We start from the raw sequence: 16,687 nt of genomic DNA, 5'->3' as shown, positions 1-16,687 counted from the left end.
GCCACCATAAAAACGAAAACAAAAAAAATTTCCCCAACGCTTTTCCCTCTATTCTCTGTTTTTTTCTTCCTAACTATAAAAGCCTCCCTATGAAATTGTCAATTTTTGCATAAAAATCCGGTTATCACCACGCAGGTGTAACCGGCATTTTTTAGAGTGTCATACTTTCAGTTTTTTCCACACTTTGACTTCTGTGGTACCATATGCCGACTGGTATCAGGAGCAGAGAAAGGAAACCGCCCGCGAGTGAGAGTATTGCGTAGCTGGCGTTTGCGACAACCATCCCAGATAATGCTCCACCCGATGCTCCTGCCAAAGCAATCAAGACATCAATCGTGCCCTGTGTCTTTGCTCGTGTGCTTGGGTGCGTGGCATCTACAATAAGTGCTGTGCCACTAATTAACCCGAAGTTCCAGCCCAGCCCCAGAAGCGCGAGAGCAGTAATGAGAAGTGCCATAGAATCGGCTGGGGCTAGCGCTGCTGTAACACCTGCCGCAAGCAAAATGGCACCTGAGGCAAACGACATCGCTGTGCGACCCAGCTTATCGACGAGGACGCCAGTCAAGAGGGATGGTAGGTACATCGCGCCAATATGAATACTGATGACCAATCCGACCTCACCCAATCCGTGTCCATGATGCTTCATGTGGATCGGCGTCATCGTCATAATGGCGACCATGACAATTTGCGTTAAAATCATGACGACTGCCCCAACGATGATTCCTCGGTTGTTGGTTGCCGTTTTGTTTGTATGCCAGTCTGACAGGTTACGCTGATCGACCTTCTGTGCTTCCGATATGGCATTCGCTACGAGCAACGGATCAGGTCGGAGAAACAGCAGAAACACAAGACCCGCCAGGATAAAGGCTGCAGCACCTAAAATAAAGGGACCTGCTAATGCTGGGATCCCCAGTGAGGTAGCGAAACCGCCCATGACTTCAACCAGGTTGGGACCTGCTACTGCACCGAATGTCGTTGACACCATCGCAATACTGACTGCGGTTGCTCGCTGCTTGGGCTTTGCCAAGTCGGTACCTGCATAACGTGCTTGTAGGTTGGTAGCCGTTCCTGCGCCATAAATAAGCAGAGAAATAAAAAGCAACGGAACGTTTTGAGCGATTGCTGCAAAAATCACGCCAATAGCGCCAATGCCTCCTGCTAAGAACCCTGCAGCAAGCCCAACGCGACGTCCATGCCTTTGTGAGATCCGCCCAACGAGCAATGCGGCCACGGCAGACCCAAGGGTGAGCAAGGCAGCAGGAATTCCTGCCAAACTGTCCGTTCCCAGCATATCTTGGGCGAGTAGTGCCCCGACCGTGACACCTGCTGCAAGACCAGCACCGCCAAAGATCTGGGACAGAACCACGATCAGTAGCGTCCGTTTATATATCCCCTCTTGCTTTTCTGGGGAATCGATGATACATCGTATGCTTGATGTTTGCTTTTCGAGGATTCCAGATTCATTTGACTTACTTGACATGACTTCAAACCACCTTCCTGTAAATAGAGCATCCAGCATTACTTCGTACGAGCCTACTAGTCGATAATAATTTCTCCTCTCTACTAACAACCGTACATTCATTTTACAATAATTAGGCAAAAATAAAGAGATAGAATTGTCTTCTCGTTTTAGGAGTCCATGCAAAAAAGCCCCCCTAGGAGGCTCTTCCCATTCCTTGCTTTCCCTTTTTCATTTTCACTCTGTCACAACTATTTTCATGGTTGCTTCCCCGATCCACTGCTGGTCCCGCGAAACCTTGAAGGTAACTTTGTGTTCTCCCGCCTCATTTGCCTTGAACAATCCAACGATATACGTATTAAGATTGTCTGATGAAGCAGGCTTACCAAAACCAGTTACATTGTCTGACCAATCGACACGATAGCCTTGATCTGCATAATATTTAGGTACTTTTGCGATGACTACTGCTTGGCCATCCTCACGCAAACTAGGATTACCCAGTAAAGGGATGAATGTAACTTTAATTTTCTTGGGCTCTACCTTTTTCACTTTGATTGTTTTGCTTGCAATACCTTCCCACTGTTTGCCATTGTCATCACTCATGAGCATTCGAAAGTTGATCTTGTACTCCCCTTCTTGCTGGGGAGTTAGATAGCCTGTGGTAGCATAACTGTTATTTAAGGAAACGGTTCTTATCGATTGCACTTTTTCCCCACCATCTGGATTGGGGACGAGTTCAAAACGGGCATTCTCATATGTAGTTCCTTTTTTCGGAGTCGATACGGTGATTTTTACTGTCTTCCCGACTTCATAATGGTTGGTCGAAATCATCATTTTCGATTCCACCGGGTCAGCAGGAGCAAATATTTCTCCCTCATTTAGGACCCTTATCTTTGTCGTAATCGAATCAATCGTATAAGAACTCTCCTCGTCTCCCGCTCCAACCGTGCACTTCAACGTATAGTTCCCTTTTTTCTTGGGCGTGAAGTCACCTGTGATCTTGTAGTATTTTCCGTTCTTGGTCAAAACCGTTTCGATATTCTGCACCGCTTCATTGGTACCACCCGCAAAAGCGAACTCCACTTTCTTTATTTCTCCCTCCAAACTGAGTGATTCCACTTCCAGATTGTACGTTTTTCCCACAACGAAATAATCCGGTAAATCTACAAATAGCCAGTCAAAACACGAATCACGCCGTGTTCGACTGGCTTGTCCTCCTTTACGCTGATTTCACTCTTTTACTTGCTTTCCACAGACAACGAATCAATGATTTTCCCGATTGTCCCATGATCAAAATCCTTCTCGGCCATTTGATACATCTCGTAGGTGAATCCTTCATGCTCCCAGATCACAATTCCGTTTGCAAAATAGACTTTATGCCCGCTAATGGTTTCGATTTTGACTGGATCCGTAGTGCCGATACCGTTTTTCGACCCAGTTGAGATCAACAACGAAATGATCTCGTCTCCCTTTGCATATTGCACCTCGACCATTTGTTTCCCTTGAATGACACTGTTCACGTATTGATAATCCGACATCCAGCCTGGTGCAGGGAAATTGATTCCCAAAGCCTCACGAGCTTCTTTCACCGTCATTTTTTTCGGAGCCACTCCTCCTTGTGTTTTTTCTGGGGAATCGGGAGAAACCGGCGCAGGGCCAACAGTTGCTTCTTCTCGTTTGTTATCTACAGAACTGTTTTCCTTCACTACAGGCAGCTCTCTATCATATTGAGTGATTTCCATGTTCCCAACCTGGAAACGTGCCAAAATCGATTGAATCATCCCTTGCGCAAATGAGGTAGTCGAAAATGCACCGCAAAGAATGATGACAGCAACAGCACTTACCGTGATCGATTTCCATTTATTTTTTCTCATGAGTATCCCATCCTCTTCTAGTTTGGAATCAAATTTTTGTATGGTTCCTGCTTCTAGCTTGAATTTCAGGCGCTTGTAAATCCGATCCTTGTGCTCGCTGTCATCGACTTCAGCACTTTTGAGCAAGTCAGCCACTTTACGGAATTCACTCAGATCCTGCTTCTTATTCATACAGGAACCCTCCTTTATCCAGTTCTTTTTGCAGCTTTTTTAAACTTCTGTAGAGAACCACCCCAATATTTGAACCACTAACACCCAAGAGTTCTGCAATTTCCGAGTTTTTTAGTCCCGCTGCGTATTTCATGGCAATGATATTTCTCTCCTTGTCACTCAGCTTAGCGAGTGCCAGAAACAAGGCTCGGTTGTTGTCGCCCTGGATCACCATGTCTTCGGGTGATGGCTTGGCTAGGACCATATCCAAGATGGAATCCAGTGAAAAGACAGCCCTCTTTTTCTTCAGTGAGCGAAAGTAATCCGTCACGGCATTTCTCGCAATCGCAAACAGCCACACTTCAAAATTCGATTTTTCCGGTGAGAAGCTACTGTATTTGGAAATAACCACTTCAAAGATATGACTGCATATTTCTTCTGCCGCGTAGTGGTTATTGATTCGATAGCAAACATATTTATAGATACGCGTATAGTACGCATCATAGATTTGCGTAAATTCCTCTGAGGCAATGAGTCTGTCATGCGTATCGCTTTGCTGGCTTTGGCAAAATCCTGATGGTACTTGGACGATCTCCACCTGTTTCTCCTCCCTTCCTCTCGTCATGAACAAATTGCGCAATTTGTTTGTAGGAGTCTTACAATAGCTAATACGTAAAACTCACGAATGTATTAACAAATAAAAAAAGCCAACTTCTCATAGGAAGTCGGCTCCCGAATATGAAATGGCTACAAGCATTCTAATCAATATCCATCCCAATAAACATGCTTAGGCACCAAAGGTTACGTTGTCCGAGTCGAATCACGACTTCTTTACCTGTCTGTAATGTGAATAGCCTCTAGAAGCATTCCCCTCAATACAAGCGTTTCGTGTAGCTTTCGTTTAATTCCTTTTCCACTTGCTCCGCGGTCATCGTCGGGATCTTGCAATGGTCGACGTACATTTGCGGCATTGAGGGCAGTAGCTCCTCCGACAACCAAGAGTCCGATTTCCATAGTCCCGATCGAATGATGGCTTTGGCACAGTGCGCATAGCACTCCTCGATCTCTACTCCAATCCCGAACAAAGGGCTACGACCGTTTACTGCGGTTTTTTCGAGAAGCTCCTGATCCCGACAGACAAAAGCTTTCCCGTTGATTCGTAGCGTCTCTCCTAAGCCCGGAATGAGAAACAGCAGTCCGACCTGAGGGTTTGAAATGATGTTCTGTACGGAATCCAATCGCCGATTTCCTGGCCGCTCCGGAATGAACAGGTGATGATCATCGAGAACGAGCACAAAACCTGGCTGATCTCCTCGTGGCGAAACATCGCATTGGCCGTTTGCGTGAGAGGTAGCCATGGATAGAAAGGGTGACTTGGCAATGAAATCTCGGCAGTGCTGGTCGAGATAAGAGATGACTTTTTTGGCAGCACGCTCACCCGGCTGACCATACACCGAACGTAATTCAGCAAATTGCTCTTCGGTCGAAATGACATCCTGAAACATCTTGCTCATTCGATCACCTGCTTCTATGTATTTTCACTAAGAAACCCTCATTAGCGACTCTGAAATGCCACTTTCAATCCCAGACCGATATAAATAACACCGACTAATTTCCCACTCCAGCGTCCCATCCAAGGCACCCGTTTGACCAGCCTCCCTAGCTGACGAACACTCACTGCGATCAGCGTTGTGTACATGATACTCAGCGCCACAAAAAGCAACCCAAGCACCAAAAACTGTAGGAACGATGCCCCGTTCTCCGGATGAACAAACTGAGGTAGAAACGCTAAAAAGAATAGGGCGGTTTTCGGGTTTAGCACCTCAATCAAAATGGCTTGACTATACATGCGTAGGTTGGACATAGGCGCTACTTGCGGCAGACTAGGGTCAGTAGGCTTCTCGAGCATTGAGCGTATACCCAGGTAAAGCAAGTAACCGGCTCCAGCAAATTTGACGACCTGAAAAGCCGTCGCGGACGTCATCAAGATGGCGGACAATCCGATTGCCGCAAATAACGTATGGATGAAATCTCCCGTAGCAATGCCGAGTCCAGCCATTATACCTGCCTGGCGTCCGCCCTGTACCGTGCGAGTAGCAGTCAATAGAACAGCTGGTCCAGGTATCAAAAACAGTCCGATGACAATGATAATGAATGTGCTCAATGTTGAAATGGTAAACATGTGCTCCTCCCCTTGGCTACTTTTCTCATCTCCCCCTATTGTAACGGTGAGCAAGCAATCTGGTAAACGGAAACTACTTGACGCGAAACCAATTGGTTTCCTATAATAAACGCGAAACGTTTTGGTTTCGCTTTTTGATTTGTCTGCTACTGATTTCATTCATATGGAGGTTACTCATGTCAAACCATGCCAACGGAACGATTCCTGATATCGTTCAGACACTCGTATTTGAAGCTCCTTTGCAAAAAGTATGGCAAGCTGTTTCTACTGCAGAAGGGATTGCCGCTTGGTTTATGCCAAACAATTTTCAAGCCATTGAAGGACAGACCTTCACGATTTTTTCACCTTATGGAGACTCACCCTGCGAGGTAAAAGAGCTGGATCCCCCCAATCGCCTCGTTTTTTCGTGGGGCAAGGACTGGGTCGTCACCTTTTCGTTGAAGGATCTGGATGGGAAAACTGAATTTACGCTGATCCATTCTGGATGGTCCGAAGACACCGTCACTGAAGTGGGCGAAACACACACGGTTGTCAGAGATCGCATGAACCAAGGCTGGGATTCTTCTGTACTGCCTAAACTGCGCCAATTCGTGGAGCAATAATGAACTCATCTGCCGCTAAGCATGATGTCTTTCAAGCCATCGCCGACCCTACCCGACGCCAGCTTTTACATTTGCTAGTCGAGCAGGAAATGTCGGTCACCACGATCAGCGGACATTTTCCCATGAGTCGGACTGCCGTTTCCAAGCATCTGCGAGTCTTATCAGAAGCAGGTCTGGTCAAAGAGCAAAAGGTGGGGCGCGAGACGAGATACCGCATGCAGCCTGAGCCTTTGCTGGAACTGAAGGACTGGCTGTCGTACTACGAGCGTTTTTGGGAGAATAAAATGCAAGCTCTCAAGCGATTTGTGGAGGAAGATCCATCCGAAAACAACGTGCCTGCCAATCCTCGACTCGTAGATCGATCGCCTAAAAAAGAATCTCGTTAACGAATGTGCAAGTCATTGAAACGGATTGCGATGCATCTCGTCCCATATACGTAAAACTCAACAACATGAGACGAGGTGGCTCTTAATGAAAGCGCGCAAACTGATGGCCCTGCCGATCGTAGCACTGCTCACACTGTCCTTTGGTCAACAAAGTTTTGCTGCAACTACTCCTTTTACGGATCTCAATCACGTAGCAGCAAAAGAGAAGATCATCGCTTTACAAGAAAAAGGCTATGTTCATGGTGTGGATGCAAATCGCTACATGCCGGAAGCGGTCATGACAGCAGCTCAAGGGATCCAGTTGATTGTAAACGCACTGAGCCTGGAGGCGGATCCGACACAGACTGGAAAGCCTACTCTGAATGTTGATCCTGGAGAGTGGTATGCGGATGTTTTGCAGATCGCTATCCAAAACGGGATCGAGCTACCTGCTGATTTTGATCCAAACAAATCTTGGACGCGTGAAGAATTTATCCACCAGCTCATGGTAGGGATGGAGAAAAAGAATCACCTTCCTATGATTAAAATTGCTCCTGTAGAATTTGCGGACAGTGACGAGCTCACGGTAGAATACCAAGGCGCGATTCAACGTGCGATTGTTCTTAAAATCGTCCAGTTGGATGCCGATCGCAAGCTGCATCCAAAAGAAGAATTGACCCGTGCAGACGCTGCCGAGCTCATCTACCACGCCCTTGAATACTTGCAGGCGCACCCTGGACCTGCCGCTGATACACCAAAATCGTAAGTAGTTTTGCCCAGGCTTTTTTGGCTCGTTTCGGCAATAAAAAAGGACCCGTTTCTACGGGTCCTTTTTCTGATTAGGTTTGAGCCGCAATTGGCTTGATTTTTCTTCGCCCTTCTCTTCTCGAAAGGAACAGGCTGACGATCAAAATAATAGCACCGACTAAATAAGGCGCATTCAAATGTACATCGTACAGCGTGCCTGCTGCAGCTGGTCCAAAGATGTTACCCAGACTCATGTAGGCATTGTTCATCCCCGCCACGAAGCCTTGTTCGTCACCGGCCTTCTTGGAGATGAGTGTATTGATGGCTGGACGCATGATGGAAGTGAGTGTAAAGAAAATCACGGTCAGCACGAGCATATACCAGAAGTTCCCGGACAGAAGCATCAGCACCATGGATATTGCGGAGAAGAAGAACGTCCAGTTGATCAATTTTTTCTCACCAAAGCGAGTGATCAGCTTTCCGATAAACGCTGCCTGAACAATCGTACCTGCCAATGCCCCCACCGTGATGATAATGGAGATGTCACGCGCGGTGTAGGCGAATTTCGCATCCACAAACAACGGAAAGATCGCTTCAAAGTTCGCCAAGCCAAAGGTCATCGTAAAGATGAGGATCAGCATGATGAAATAAGGAGCTTTAATCGACTTGCCCAGCTGGACAAAGATGTTTTCCTTCTTTTCTATTGCATTTCGCGACGCCATCTGTGCTTCTTTCGAGAGCGATTCAGGCAAGAACAGCAAAGAGCCAATAGTTGCCAAAGCCCCTACCGCTGCCGATACATACAACGGAGTCCGCAGTCCGAGCTCGGCGAGGAAACCGCCAATCCCTGGCCCAATCACAAAACCAAGCGACATGGCCGCACCCAGGAGGCCCAAGCCTTTCCCCCGTTTTTCTTCCGTCGTAATGTCTGCTACATATGCCAGCATCGAAGGAATCATAGCAGCAGCGCCGATTCCCCCGATCAACCGGGAAATGTACAGCATCGAGATGTGTTCTGCCATTGCAAAAAGCAGATTGGAAATCGTAAACAACGCAAGTCCTGATACGATCATGATCTTCCGACCGTATTTATCGGACCATTCCCCTGCAATCGGTGAAAATAAAAACTGCGTCAAACCCAAAGCCGCGATCAAATATCCAGCGGTCTTGCCACCCGCGTCAAATTCCTTTAAAAATTCGGGAAGAATGGGAATGATCAGGCCGATTCCCAGCATCGCAATGAACATGTTGACCATGAGGAAAAGAATCGGTCGTTGATTATTCTCTGTACTTCTCATTTCTATTTTATCCAGTCCTATCCAAGTATATTTTTCTCTCTATGCGCCTCTCTTTATCCCTGAAGCTTGGCTTTTACACTGTCGATCACCGTGCGCCAAATAGCAGGATCGGTCGTGATGTGTTGTTTGAAGTCGCGATAGACGTTTTTCTGCTTTTCTTCAAAATCTGATGCATCAGCAGCAGGCAATTGACTGCGCAAGCTAGTGATCAGATCTTGTACTTCTGGAGATCGAGGTCCCCATACCGCCTTCATTTCTCCCTCTTGGTCGATGAAGATGAAGATCGGAATCGCACGGGATGTTCCATTGGTCAAATACTGATCCATCAGTTCGAGATTCTCGTCACGGATCAAATAACGCAGCTCCATCTGACTCTGTTCCGCGATTTTTTGCACGACCGGCACATTCAGGGCAGCATCCCCGCACCAATCAGCTGTTAGAACGATGCCTCTCCAGTTACGCTGAGCGACTTCCTTCCATACCGCCAAATCATCAGCGGAAAACTCGAGCTGCTCATAGACGCGCGTCAGTTCTTCGCGGTTTACCTTCATGGCCTCCACGTACTGCTCAAAAGTCATCCCTTTTTCGAACCATGGATTGTGTGCTACAGTAGCCATCCTTTTTCCCCCTACGCATTATACTGTATAAACCGTTATTCCCAGATAGCAGATGTTCCCAAGCGATTACGGATGTATCGATGCTCTGCAGTCCTTTTTTCTCTACCTTGCAAGTTCTTTTGCAATGATTTGGATGTCGCAACAAGCTCTCTAAACCATTCCTGATCCCTCGTTGCTAAAGCGAGATCAATCAGATCGCTCAGATGTTCCTCATCGATTACACTGGATTCATTCATCACCTCGACCCTGCTTATAGGGATAGCGATTACTTTTCCCACCGTCATGTCGTTATCACAATTAACCACGTACACATGAACGGTGCTCCCTGTTGAATCGATGCTTTCCACAAAACCGTGGATCAGCTCACCTTTTTTGGTCTTACCTCGAACCCATTCGCCAACCATCGATTGTTCTTCACGACTCATCATGTTGCACCACCTTACGTGTATTTGGAAAAGTTACAGTTTGAATATAAAAAACCGAAATGGAATGACTATGGCTGCTTGATTCGATCTAGCACGGACTGGATGGTAATCTGCTCCAGATACTTGGTGTAGTGGATCTCAGCCTCCATAAAAATTTGATCCATTACACAGTGCATTTTAGCAGATACGAGACAGGTGTCTTGAGGATCTCCCGTGCACCAATGCGGCTTGAGAGTCCCATTCGAGATCGTCCGATAAATTTGGGCCAGATTCACTTCACGCGGATCGCAGTCCAGAATGTAGCCTCCCCCGATCCCCTCCTTTGTCCGTACAAAGCCATGCTTTCGCAGTATACTCATGATCTTTCGGATTCTTGCCGGATTCGTACATACATTTTTCGCAATGTGTTCACTGCTCGCCATATGGTCAGGAAGATTCGCCAATAAGGCTAAGCTGTGGACAGCTATCGTAAATTCACTATTCACTTCATCGACTTCCTCCTCCAGAAGAGTACTGTAATTTTAATTCGTACAGTTTATAAAGTCAACGGGTCAATAAACTTTGGCTATTGCGAGTGGATGGACTATCGTGGAGGGGCGGAAAAAGGAGAAAACGCTCCAGGTTAGTAGGGTCACTTGCGCTGGGGTCATTCCTGTACGGCTCCATTCCAAAAGCGAAACGGCGTCCAAAGTTGCTGCTTCCATGGAGATATTTCAAAAGTGGACGCTCAAGCGTGTTCCGCTTTTTCCACTCTGCCTCGGCTGTGCCCCTAATACCTTCGCTTTTTTCTCCTTTTTCCTGGACAGCTCGTTTGTTTGTCGGGATATAACTGCGTCTTTTTAAAGCGAGAAAAGCTCTCGCCACATGGACAAGAACTTTTTCCCGCAATCTTTCTAAGTTTACTTCCTCACATCGAGCAATACTTTCCCCGTACTCTGCCTGCTCTCCACCCACGCGTGGGCACTAGCTGCGTCCTCTAGAGCGAAGCGTCTGCCGATCTTGATATTTAGACTTCCATCCACTAAGTACTGGAACACTTTTTCTGCTGTGTCCTGCAATAGCTGTGGACGTTTGTTGCGGGTGGTTCCAAAGCTAAAGCCTAGCACGGAGCGGCAGCTCGCATGTAGATCAATCGTTTTGATTGTCCCCACTTCTCCGCTGGCATTTCCAAAGTGGACGAGTCTTCCGTACCACGCCAGGCACTCCATGCTTCTCTCCGAAACCTCGCCAGAAATGGAATCCAGAATAACATCAGCGCCAGCTCCATCCGTCAGTTCGTTCACTTTTGCTGTGAAATCCTCTGTATCATTGCAGATGACGTGATCCGCACCTGCTTCCCGGGAAATTTCTGCTTTGCTTTCACTGCCCACCGTGCCGATAACTTTGCCTGCTCCCAGCAGCTTGGCGAGTTGAATCGCTGTCGTTCCAATTCCACCAGCAGCCGCGTGAACCAAGACCGTCTCACCCGGGACGAGCCTCGCCACATCTGCCAGCAATTTATAGGAAGTAAACGAAACGACAGGGCTCGCCGCCGCGGTATCAAAGTCGATGCTGTCCGGAAGTGCAAATGTCAGGTCTTCACTTGCAACGACGTACTCTGCGTACGTACCGCTGGCGGGGAATGCAACAACGCGCTGTCCGGGCTGGAAGTGTTGTACCTCAGGGCCGACTTGCGCGATAACCCCAGCCACATCAAGTCCCGGGATAAAGGGGAGTTTGCCTGCTCCTTTCTTTCCATAACGCGACTTGATATCTGCAAAATTCACGCTCGTCTTTTCCACGCGGATTAGAACCTGCTTCGGTTGTATCTGTGGCATTTCCATCTCCACGAACTTCATGTGTTCAGGACCGCCAAACTCGGTTACAACGATGGCTTTCATCATTGGACTCCTCCTCTTTCGCAGCCTAAGTCATCCTTCAACGGTTCAAAATACTCAGGATTGCATCTTTTTTCTGAGCATACTCTGCATCGGACAGCACAGGCTCAAAGCTTTGGCCCGGAATGGCTTCTAGCAGATCATGCCACGATTTGCAGCCTTTGTACGCTTCATCGATATGGATTTCCACTGGCTGCTGCAGACGGTACACACGGGCGAACAAGATATGGAGAGGCTTTTGCTTTTTCCAGTGCAGCCGCACATCCGCGAAGTTGTCCGTCCAAATATGATAAGGCGATAAGGCACGGAGCTTTTCCTCGTCCATGAGCTCTACATCATCTGTTACTTCCGCAAAATAAGCAATTTCCACCGTTTCCTTCTCCGGCGACCAGCTGATCCGTGTCGCCTCCAGCAAATGCTGATACTCCGGTTTGACCATCTCCTGCTTTTGGTGCTCATAGGTCGGGTACAGATAAAACTGGTTGTTTTCAAGCCTGAACTCTCGCGTTTCTTCATATAATCCGCCCTTGCGGATCGTAATGATCTGGTGTCCATCTCCCAGCGCTTTGACGGCGACAGCCCATTCCTTGAGAGAAAGGGGTGATACGGGTTGCGTGATGGTGTGCATCCAAAAGCAGCTCCCTTCCTATATGTTCACATACTTGTTGCTCTAGTCTAGCCGAATTTACCGCTACTGGGAAGTCTTCCGGCGCAGCAAAGCGTCCACATGATACATCGCTTGTTGCAACCGTTCTTGGTAGCTTCCCCCGATCTTCACGTACGAGATGTTCCTCTCATCGAGCATCTGCTGGAGTCTCTCATTGTTCTCTCGGCGGACATCGCTCTCCCCATGCACACGCAATCCATCATCTACCCATGGCACATCTGGTTCGAGGAAAAGCCAGAGATCGTACTGTTGCTCTCGCGCTACCTGATCGAGCACGGGAAAGGTACGTCCCGTGTACAGCTCCGAATAAAACTGCGTCACGATTGCTTCCGTATCGATAAACAAAAGCTTGTTTGCCTGCTTAATCGCTTCGTACTCTTTCATCTTGTGGCCATAGGCAATGTACGGGTAGTACTCCTCGGTCAAGATGGTCTCGCACCCGCCGACCTCTTCGCATACGGTCCGCCCGTACTCTTCAACAAACACCGTGTTGTACACCTTTGCCAAGTATCGGATCAGTGTCGATTTGCCACAGCTCTCTGTGCCTACCACCACCACTTTTTTCACAAAAGTCGGACGGACGATGGTAGGAATCTGCTCCCAATGGGCAAAAACTCCCTCTTCCCTTATGCGAGTGGCGGAAATGGGCACCTGACTGCGGTCGGCGTCGATGATGATGTGCTTTGCTTCTGGGTACAACTGATGGAAAATAGGTTCATAAGCCGTCTCTGAGCTGAAGACGTAGTCAATCGGCTTTCCGATTTTACGTCGTATATTAGCAGCCCCCGCAGCCCAATCGTAGCTTTCGTCGCTATCCGCTGCATCTTCTACTGCCAGCACGTGCACATTTTCCATGTCTTTCGCCATACCAGACAACCAGCGTAGTCGAACTTCATACGGCATCTCCTGGATTTCTGCTGCCTCACAAAGCTTGCGGTCACGAATCTGACTGTAGGAGAGAATGACATACAGCTCGTCGCAGTAGCACGCCGCCTGAGTAATCGCGTAAACATGCCCTTGGTGAAGCGGCAAGAACTTTCCTCCAATAAACCCTACTGTTCCCATACCTTCTCCTCCTTTTGCATGCGATATTGTGTTCTCCAGTTCAGCCAGCCATAGATCGCATTCACGAGATACGCGGTCCACATGACGAGGATCGAAACGTCGTTGCCATCCCTCATAAAGGCGACTAGCCACATGTAGATGGTCAGCACATCGATGAGAATCCAGACGACCCATTGTTCTACAAAGCGTTTCACCATGAAGATCATCGCCACAATCGAGAGCACAGCGGTCAGGGAGTCAATGAACGGGAGAGCTCCGCCCATTGTCTTCAGTACCCAAGCATACACAACCGTCACAGCGAGACATAGCACGCTCCAATAGATCCGGGCGCGGTTGGTCATCACCGCCACCCTCACATCATTTCGTTTTTCTTCGGACAAACCGTTCTTTCTCCACATGAACAGCCCAATAAACTGCATCGGTAAAAAGTAGAGAAGATTGAGCATGACTTCGCCGTAATATTTTTGTCCATAGGCAACAAAAGCGTAGAGCACTACGTTGATGATGCCCGGGTAGTAATTCCAGGTCTTCCCTTTGGCGACGAGGACCACGCTGAGCATTCCTGTCAACGACGCAATCAAGCCGATGAGCGTATCATCTAGGGCGAAAAACAAATACACATTGACGACGGTAAAAGCAAGCAGCCACAGTCTTTCAAACCAGCTCCAGTCAGCGAAGTAACCGGTCCATTTGGTAATCATAGGAATCTCTCCCTTTTCATATTCGTTCCTCCCCAAGCCGGGGTTACGCTTGATCTGTCCACTCCGGATGAAACCGGTAATATTTTGATGGCCGATGGCCCGCATGCTTGCGGTAGTGATTCGTCTCGATTACCTTGTCAGCAACCTTTCTGCGAAATGCCGCAGCCAACAGTTCCTTGCCTAAAATCACCTCATACACTTGCTGCAGCTCTGTCAGCGTGAAGAGCTCCGGCATGAGGGCAAAAGCGATATCCGTATACTCGATCTTGTTGCGCAGACGCTCTAGCGCGTATTGAATGATCTTCGCATGGTCAAAGGCCACCTGATTTGTCTCCACGATCTCTCTTTCTTCCCGAACGGTACGCCCCGAGACCGTGCGCGTGATTTTGACCGTTGCCGATAATTCCTCGGCTTCATTCCAGAAACGCAACGCTACCCATTTTTCCGTAATCGTTCCTGTCTCTGTGGCGATCTTGTTCTCGCGCAGCCATTTGTCCTCGACGCGAAACCACCTGGCATCATCTGCATCGTCTCCTGCTTTTACTTCCAGCCTCTCGCTGTCCACCAGCGCCATGTATGAAGCGCTGATAACCCGTGTGCGAGGATCCCTGTTTACTTCTCCCCACGTGTACAGCTGCTCCAGATAAATGTCGTCGATATTCGTCTCCTCTCGAAGCTCGCGAAGGGCTGCCTCCTCCAAGCTTTCATCGGGAGAGACAAATCCTCCCGGCAAGGCCCACTGTCCCATGAAAGGATGATCCGCGCGTTTGACCAGTAGAATCTGCAACGATTTTGGGGAGAGCTTGCGATAATTCGGCTCCTGTTCATCGGCAACGGTAAAAATGAGCATGTCGACGGTGACAGACGGTCGTGCATATCGGCTTGCATCGTACTTTTGTAGAAATTCCTGCTCGGTCATTCCATCCTTGTTGGTAATCGGTGATGGCTTCACTTCGTTCTTCGCCCTCCAGTCGCGCATTTTGTAAAGTTAGATGCGCGTTAATTGTTCGAAACTCATTGTTATTATCATTTTGTTATTAACAATCTGTTATCATGATAATATCTTTCCTTTTTCTCCCTGTCAACAGGCAATTACAATTAAAAAAAGCCCTTTGCCCGGATTGCTCCAGACAAAAGGCTTGGTTGGGTCTGTTATATTTAAGCGGCTTTCGTAGCTACTTCTTTTAGGTACTGCTCAGCTTTTTGTTTGTCAAACTGACCTTCCCAGCGAGAAATAACGACGGCAGCCAGAGAGTTCCCTACTACGTTTACAACGGTACGCGCCATGTCAAGCAGACGGTCGACACCCGCGATGAAAGCGAGACCTTCCAATGGAATACCGACTGAACCCAAAGTCGCCAACAGGACAACGAACGAGACACCAGGTACACCTGCGATCCCTTTGGAGGTTACCATCAGAACGAGCATCAATGTAATCTGTGCGCTGATTGGCATGTGGATGCCGTACATTTGCGCAATAAACAATGCCGCCAATGCTTGGTACAGCGTAGAACCGTCCAGGTTAAAGGAATAGCCTGTCGGGATTACAAACGAAGTAATCGCTTTTGGACAGCCGAGACGCTCCATTTTTTCCATGATTTTCGGCAAGACGGTCTCAGAGCTGGAAGTCGAGTAAGCCAAGAGCAGCTCGTCCTTCAAGATTCTGAGAATCTGCGTAATTTTAATTCCACTGATTCTTGCAATCGTTCCCAAAACAACGAAAATGAAGAACGCCATCGCGACGTGTACGAGAATCACCAATTTCCCCAAAGGTACAAGGGATGATAGACCAAACTTGGATACCGTAACCCCGATCAGGGCAAATACCCCGAATGGAGCAAAACGCATGATTGCATTTACAACCCAGAACATAGCGTCCGCAACGCCCTGGAAGAAATTCAGTACCGGTTTTCCGCGCTCACCTGCAGCCGCTACCCCTAACCCAAATAAGACGGAGAAGAAGATAATCGCCAGCATGTCACCACGGACAATGGCATCAAAGATGTTTTTTGGAACGATGTTTACAAAGGTATCAATCATACTGTGGCTTTGCGTGGTTTCCGCTGTCTCCACATAAGTATGAATGTCGGTTTTCGCCAGATGCGACATGTCCACGCCGACCCCTGGTTGAAAGATGTTTGCAGCCAGAAGACCGACAACAATTGCAATCGTGGTAACGATTTCAAAATACAGAATGGTTTTTCCGCCGATTTTACCCAGCTTCTTGACGTCTCCCACTCCCGCAACTCCGACGATCAACGTCGCGATTACGATCGGGATAACAATCATTTTAATCAAACGAAGGAAAACATCACCAATCGGCTGTAAATAGGTCGCCACAGCAGGATTGCCAAAGAAAATGGCGCCCACCAGGATACCCAGAATGAGACCGATGACAATCTGAATCGCTAAACCAAACCGCTTCATTCTGACACCTCACTTCAATAAAAGTAATGTATGTCTACACCAATTTCGACGTTTTGTCGAATTGTGTCGATTCATAATTCACATTCTAGCAGAGGAACGTTTTTATACTCAATGTAAATAGCTTCCTCTACTCCTTACATACTTTTTCTTGCTATATACTTTCGTGACTCTTGGCCGAGAATCATATAGATCAGTATCATATCACGCAATTTACGTATACCTGATTTTTTG

19 protein-coding genes are annotated in these 16,687 nt (G+C 47.8%); 3 read left to right on the top strand and 16 right to left on the bottom strand.

Annotation, left to right across the window (positions count from 1 at the left end):
* Positions 1 to 151: 151 nt before the first annotated feature.
* From AN963_RS01575 to AN963_RS01550, 6 genes are all read right to left on the bottom strand, one after another.
* Positions 152 to 1,480: an MFS transporter gene (locus AN963_RS01575; RefSeq protein WP_055742811.1), complete on the bottom strand. Its 1,329-nt coding sequence runs from the start codon at positions 1,478 to 1,480 to the stop codon at positions 152 to 154.
* A 216-nt stretch (positions 1,481 to 1,696) separates the two neighbouring features.
* Positions 1,697 to 2,602: a hypothetical protein gene (locus tag AN963_RS01570; protein ID WP_055742810.1), complete on the bottom strand. Its 906-nt coding sequence runs from the start codon at positions 2,600 to 2,602 to the stop codon at positions 1,697 to 1,699.
* Between the two features lie 95 nt (positions 2,603 to 2,697).
* Complete coding sequence (locus tag AN963_RS01565) at positions 2,698 to 3,504, bottom strand: hypothetical protein (protein WP_055742809.1); 807 nt, start codon at positions 3,502 to 3,504, stop codon at positions 2,698 to 2,700.
* On the bottom strand, positions 3,497 to 4,081 hold the full coding sequence (locus AN963_RS01560) for a sigma-70 family RNA polymerase sigma factor (protein WP_055742808.1): 585 nt from the start codon (positions 4,079 to 4,081) through the stop codon (positions 3,497 to 3,499). The genes AN963_RS01565 and AN963_RS01560 overlap by 8 nt, the downstream gene beginning before the upstream one ends.
* 274 nt (positions 4,082 to 4,355) lie before the next feature.
* Complete coding sequence (locus AN963_RS01555) at positions 4,356 to 4,997, bottom strand: pyridoxamine 5'-phosphate oxidase family protein (protein WP_055742807.1); 642 nt, start codon at positions 4,995 to 4,997, stop codon at positions 4,356 to 4,358.
* A 41-nt stretch (positions 4,998 to 5,038) separates the two neighbouring features.
* Positions 5,039 to 5,665: a LysE family translocator gene (locus tag AN963_RS01550; RefSeq protein WP_055742806.1), complete on the bottom strand. Its 627-nt coding sequence runs from the start codon at positions 5,663 to 5,665 to the stop codon at positions 5,039 to 5,041.
* A gap of 176 nt (positions 5,666 to 5,841) precedes the next feature.
* On the opposite strand from AN963_RS01550, the gene AN963_RS01545 reads away from it, so the two are divergent.
* The 3 genes from AN963_RS01545 (at position 5,842) to AN963_RS01535 (ending at position 7,398) form a co-directional block, all read left to right on the top strand.
* Complete coding sequence (locus AN963_RS01545) at positions 5,842 to 6,267, top strand: SRPBCC family protein (RefSeq protein ID WP_055742805.1); 426 nt, start codon at positions 5,842 to 5,844, stop codon at positions 6,265 to 6,267.
* Entirely contained in the window at positions 6,267 to 6,653 is a 387-nt protein-coding gene (locus AN963_RS01540; protein WP_055742804.1) for an ArsR/SmtB family transcription factor, read from the top strand. The genes AN963_RS01545 and AN963_RS01540 overlap by 1 nt, the downstream gene beginning before the upstream one ends.
* A gap of 85 nt (positions 6,654 to 6,738) precedes the next feature.
* A complete protein-coding gene (locus AN963_RS01535; RefSeq protein ID WP_055742803.1) occupies positions 6,739 to 7,398 on the top strand; it encodes an S-layer homology domain-containing protein in 660 nt (219 codons plus the stop codon).
* A 73-nt stretch (positions 7,399 to 7,471) separates the two neighbouring features.
* Here AN963_RS01535 and AN963_RS01530 read toward each other — a convergent pair whose 3' ends face one another.
* The 10 genes from AN963_RS01530 to AN963_RS01480 all read right to left on the bottom strand — a co-directional run bounded on the left by AN963_RS01530 (position 7,472) and on the right by AN963_RS01480 (position 16,456).
* The gene (locus AN963_RS01530) at positions 7,472 to 8,677 is read right to left on the bottom strand and encodes an MFS transporter (protein ID WP_055742802.1); all 1,206 of its coding nucleotides are present in this window, start codon (positions 8,675 to 8,677) and stop codon (positions 7,472 to 7,474) included.
* Positions 8,678 to 8,730: 53 nt separating this feature from the next.
* Positions 8,731 to 9,294 (bottom strand): thioredoxin family protein, encoded by a 564-nt coding sequence (locus tag AN963_RS01525; RefSeq protein ID WP_055742801.1) that lies wholly within the window; start codon positions 9,292 to 9,294, stop codon positions 8,731 to 8,733.
* Between the two features lie 35 nt (positions 9,295 to 9,329).
* Positions 9,330 to 9,722 (bottom strand): IDEAL domain-containing protein, encoded by a 393-nt coding sequence (locus tag AN963_RS01520; RefSeq protein ID WP_236707853.1) that lies wholly within the window; start codon positions 9,720 to 9,722, stop codon positions 9,330 to 9,332.
* Between the two features lie 65 nt (positions 9,723 to 9,787).
* The gene (locus tag AN963_RS01515) at positions 9,788 to 10,204 is read right to left on the bottom strand and encodes an RrF2 family transcriptional regulator (RefSeq protein ID WP_055742800.1); all 417 of its coding nucleotides are present in this window, start codon (positions 10,202 to 10,204) and stop codon (positions 9,788 to 9,790) included.
* A gap of 414 nt (positions 10,205 to 10,618) precedes the next feature.
* Positions 10,619 to 11,599: a quinone oxidoreductase family protein gene (locus AN963_RS01505; protein WP_055744407.1), complete on the bottom strand. Its 981-nt coding sequence runs from the start codon at positions 11,597 to 11,599 to the stop codon at positions 10,619 to 10,621.
* A gap of 37 nt (positions 11,600 to 11,636) precedes the next feature.
* Positions 11,637 to 12,224, bottom strand: coding sequence for a DUF1802 family protein (locus AN963_RS01500; protein WP_055742798.1), 588 nt, complete (start codon positions 12,222 to 12,224; stop codon positions 11,637 to 11,639).
* A 63-nt stretch (positions 12,225 to 12,287) separates the two neighbouring features.
* On the bottom strand, positions 12,288 to 13,328 hold the full coding sequence (gene nadR, locus AN963_RS01495; RefSeq protein ID WP_055742797.1) for a multifunctional transcriptional regulator/nicotinamide-nucleotide adenylyltransferase/ribosylnicotinamide kinase NadR: 1,041 nt from the start codon (positions 13,326 to 13,328) through the stop codon (positions 12,288 to 12,290).
* On the bottom strand, positions 13,316 to 14,029 hold the full coding sequence (gene pnuC, locus AN963_RS01490; protein ID WP_055742796.1) for a nicotinamide riboside transporter PnuC: 714 nt from the start codon (positions 14,027 to 14,029) through the stop codon (positions 13,316 to 13,318). The genes nadR and pnuC overlap by 13 nt, the downstream gene beginning before the upstream one ends.
* Before the next feature lie 43 nt (positions 14,030 to 14,072).
* Entirely contained in the window at positions 14,073 to 14,948 is an 876-nt protein-coding gene (locus AN963_RS01485; RefSeq protein ID WP_201783730.1) for an NUDIX hydrolase, read from the bottom strand.
* Between the two features lie 239 nt (positions 14,949 to 15,187).
* Positions 15,188 to 16,456 carry a cation:dicarboxylate symporter family transporter gene (locus AN963_RS01480; RefSeq protein WP_055742794.1) on the bottom strand — a complete coding sequence of 423 codons (1,269 nt, stop codon included), beginning with the start codon at positions 16,454 to 16,456 and terminating at the stop codon, positions 15,188 to 15,190.
* Positions 16,457 to 16,687 lie beyond the last annotated feature (231 nt).

Source organism: Brevibacillus choshinensis (assembly GCF_001420695.1).
GTDB classification, from domain to species: Bacteria; Bacillota; Bacilli; order Brevibacillales; family Brevibacillaceae; genus Brevibacillus; species Brevibacillus choshinensis.
The sequence above is the reverse complement of the archived record's forward strand: the minus strand, read 5'-3'. Positions and strand labels throughout refer to the sequence as shown.

Bases quoted from the DNA above. Each gene is read 5' to 3' on its own strand.
- AN963_RS01505 (WP_055744407.1), bottom strand. From the start codon at position 11,599: ATGAAAGCCATCGTTGTAACCGAGTTTGGCGGTCCTGAACACATGAAG.
- AN963_RS01480 (WP_055742794.1), bottom strand. From the start codon at position 16,456: ATGAAGCGGTTTGGTTTAGCGATTCAGATTGTCATCGGTCTCATTCTG.
- AN963_RS01530 (WP_055742802.1), bottom strand. From the start codon at position 8,677: ATGAGAAGTACAGAGAATAATCAACGACCGATTCTTTTCCTCATGGTC.
- AN963_RS01550 (WP_055742806.1), bottom strand. From the start codon at position 5,665: ATGTTTACCATTTCAACATTGAGCACATTCATTATCATTGTCATCGGA.
- AN963_RS01500 (WP_055742798.1), bottom strand. From the start codon at position 12,224: ATGCACACCATCACGCAACCCGTATCACCCCTTTCTCTCAAGGAATGG.
- AN963_RS01545 (WP_055742805.1), top strand. From the start codon at position 5,842: ATGTCAAACCATGCCAACGGAACGATTCCTGATATCGTTCAGACACTC.
- AN963_RS01525 (WP_055742801.1), bottom strand. From the start codon at position 9,294: ATGGCTACTGTAGCACACAATCCATGGTTCGAAAAAGGGATGACTTTT.
- AN963_RS01565 (WP_055742809.1), bottom strand. From the start codon at position 3,504: ATGAATAAGAAGCAGGATCTGAGTGAATTCCGTAAAGTGGCTGACTTG.
- nadR (WP_055742797.1), bottom strand. From the start codon at position 13,328: ATGGGAACAGTAGGGTTTATTGGAGGAAAGTTCTTGCCGCTTCACCAA.
- AN963_RS01535 (WP_055742803.1), top strand. From the start codon at position 6,739: ATGAAAGCGCGCAAACTGATGGCCCTGCCGATCGTAGCACTGCTCACA.
- AN963_RS01540 (WP_055742804.1), top strand. From the start codon at position 6,267: ATGAACTCATCTGCCGCTAAGCATGATGTCTTTCAAGCCATCGCCGAC.
- AN963_RS01575 (WP_055742811.1), bottom strand. From the start codon at position 1,480: ATGTCAAGTAAGTCAAATGAATCTGGAATCCTCGAAAAGCAAACATCA.
- pnuC (WP_055742796.1), bottom strand. From the start codon at position 14,029: ATGATTACCAAATGGACCGGTTACTTCGCTGACTGGAGCTGGTTTGAA.
- AN963_RS01520 (WP_236707853.1), bottom strand. From the start codon at position 9,722: ATGATGAGTCGTGAAGAACAATCGATGGTTGGCGAATGGGTTCGAGGT.
- AN963_RS01485 (WP_201783730.1), bottom strand. From the start codon at position 14,948: ATGACCGAGCAGGAATTTCTACAAAAGTACGATGCAAGCCGATATGCA.
- AN963_RS01555 (WP_055742807.1), bottom strand. From the start codon at position 4,997: ATGAGCAAGATGTTTCAGGATGTCATTTCGACCGAAGAGCAATTTGCT.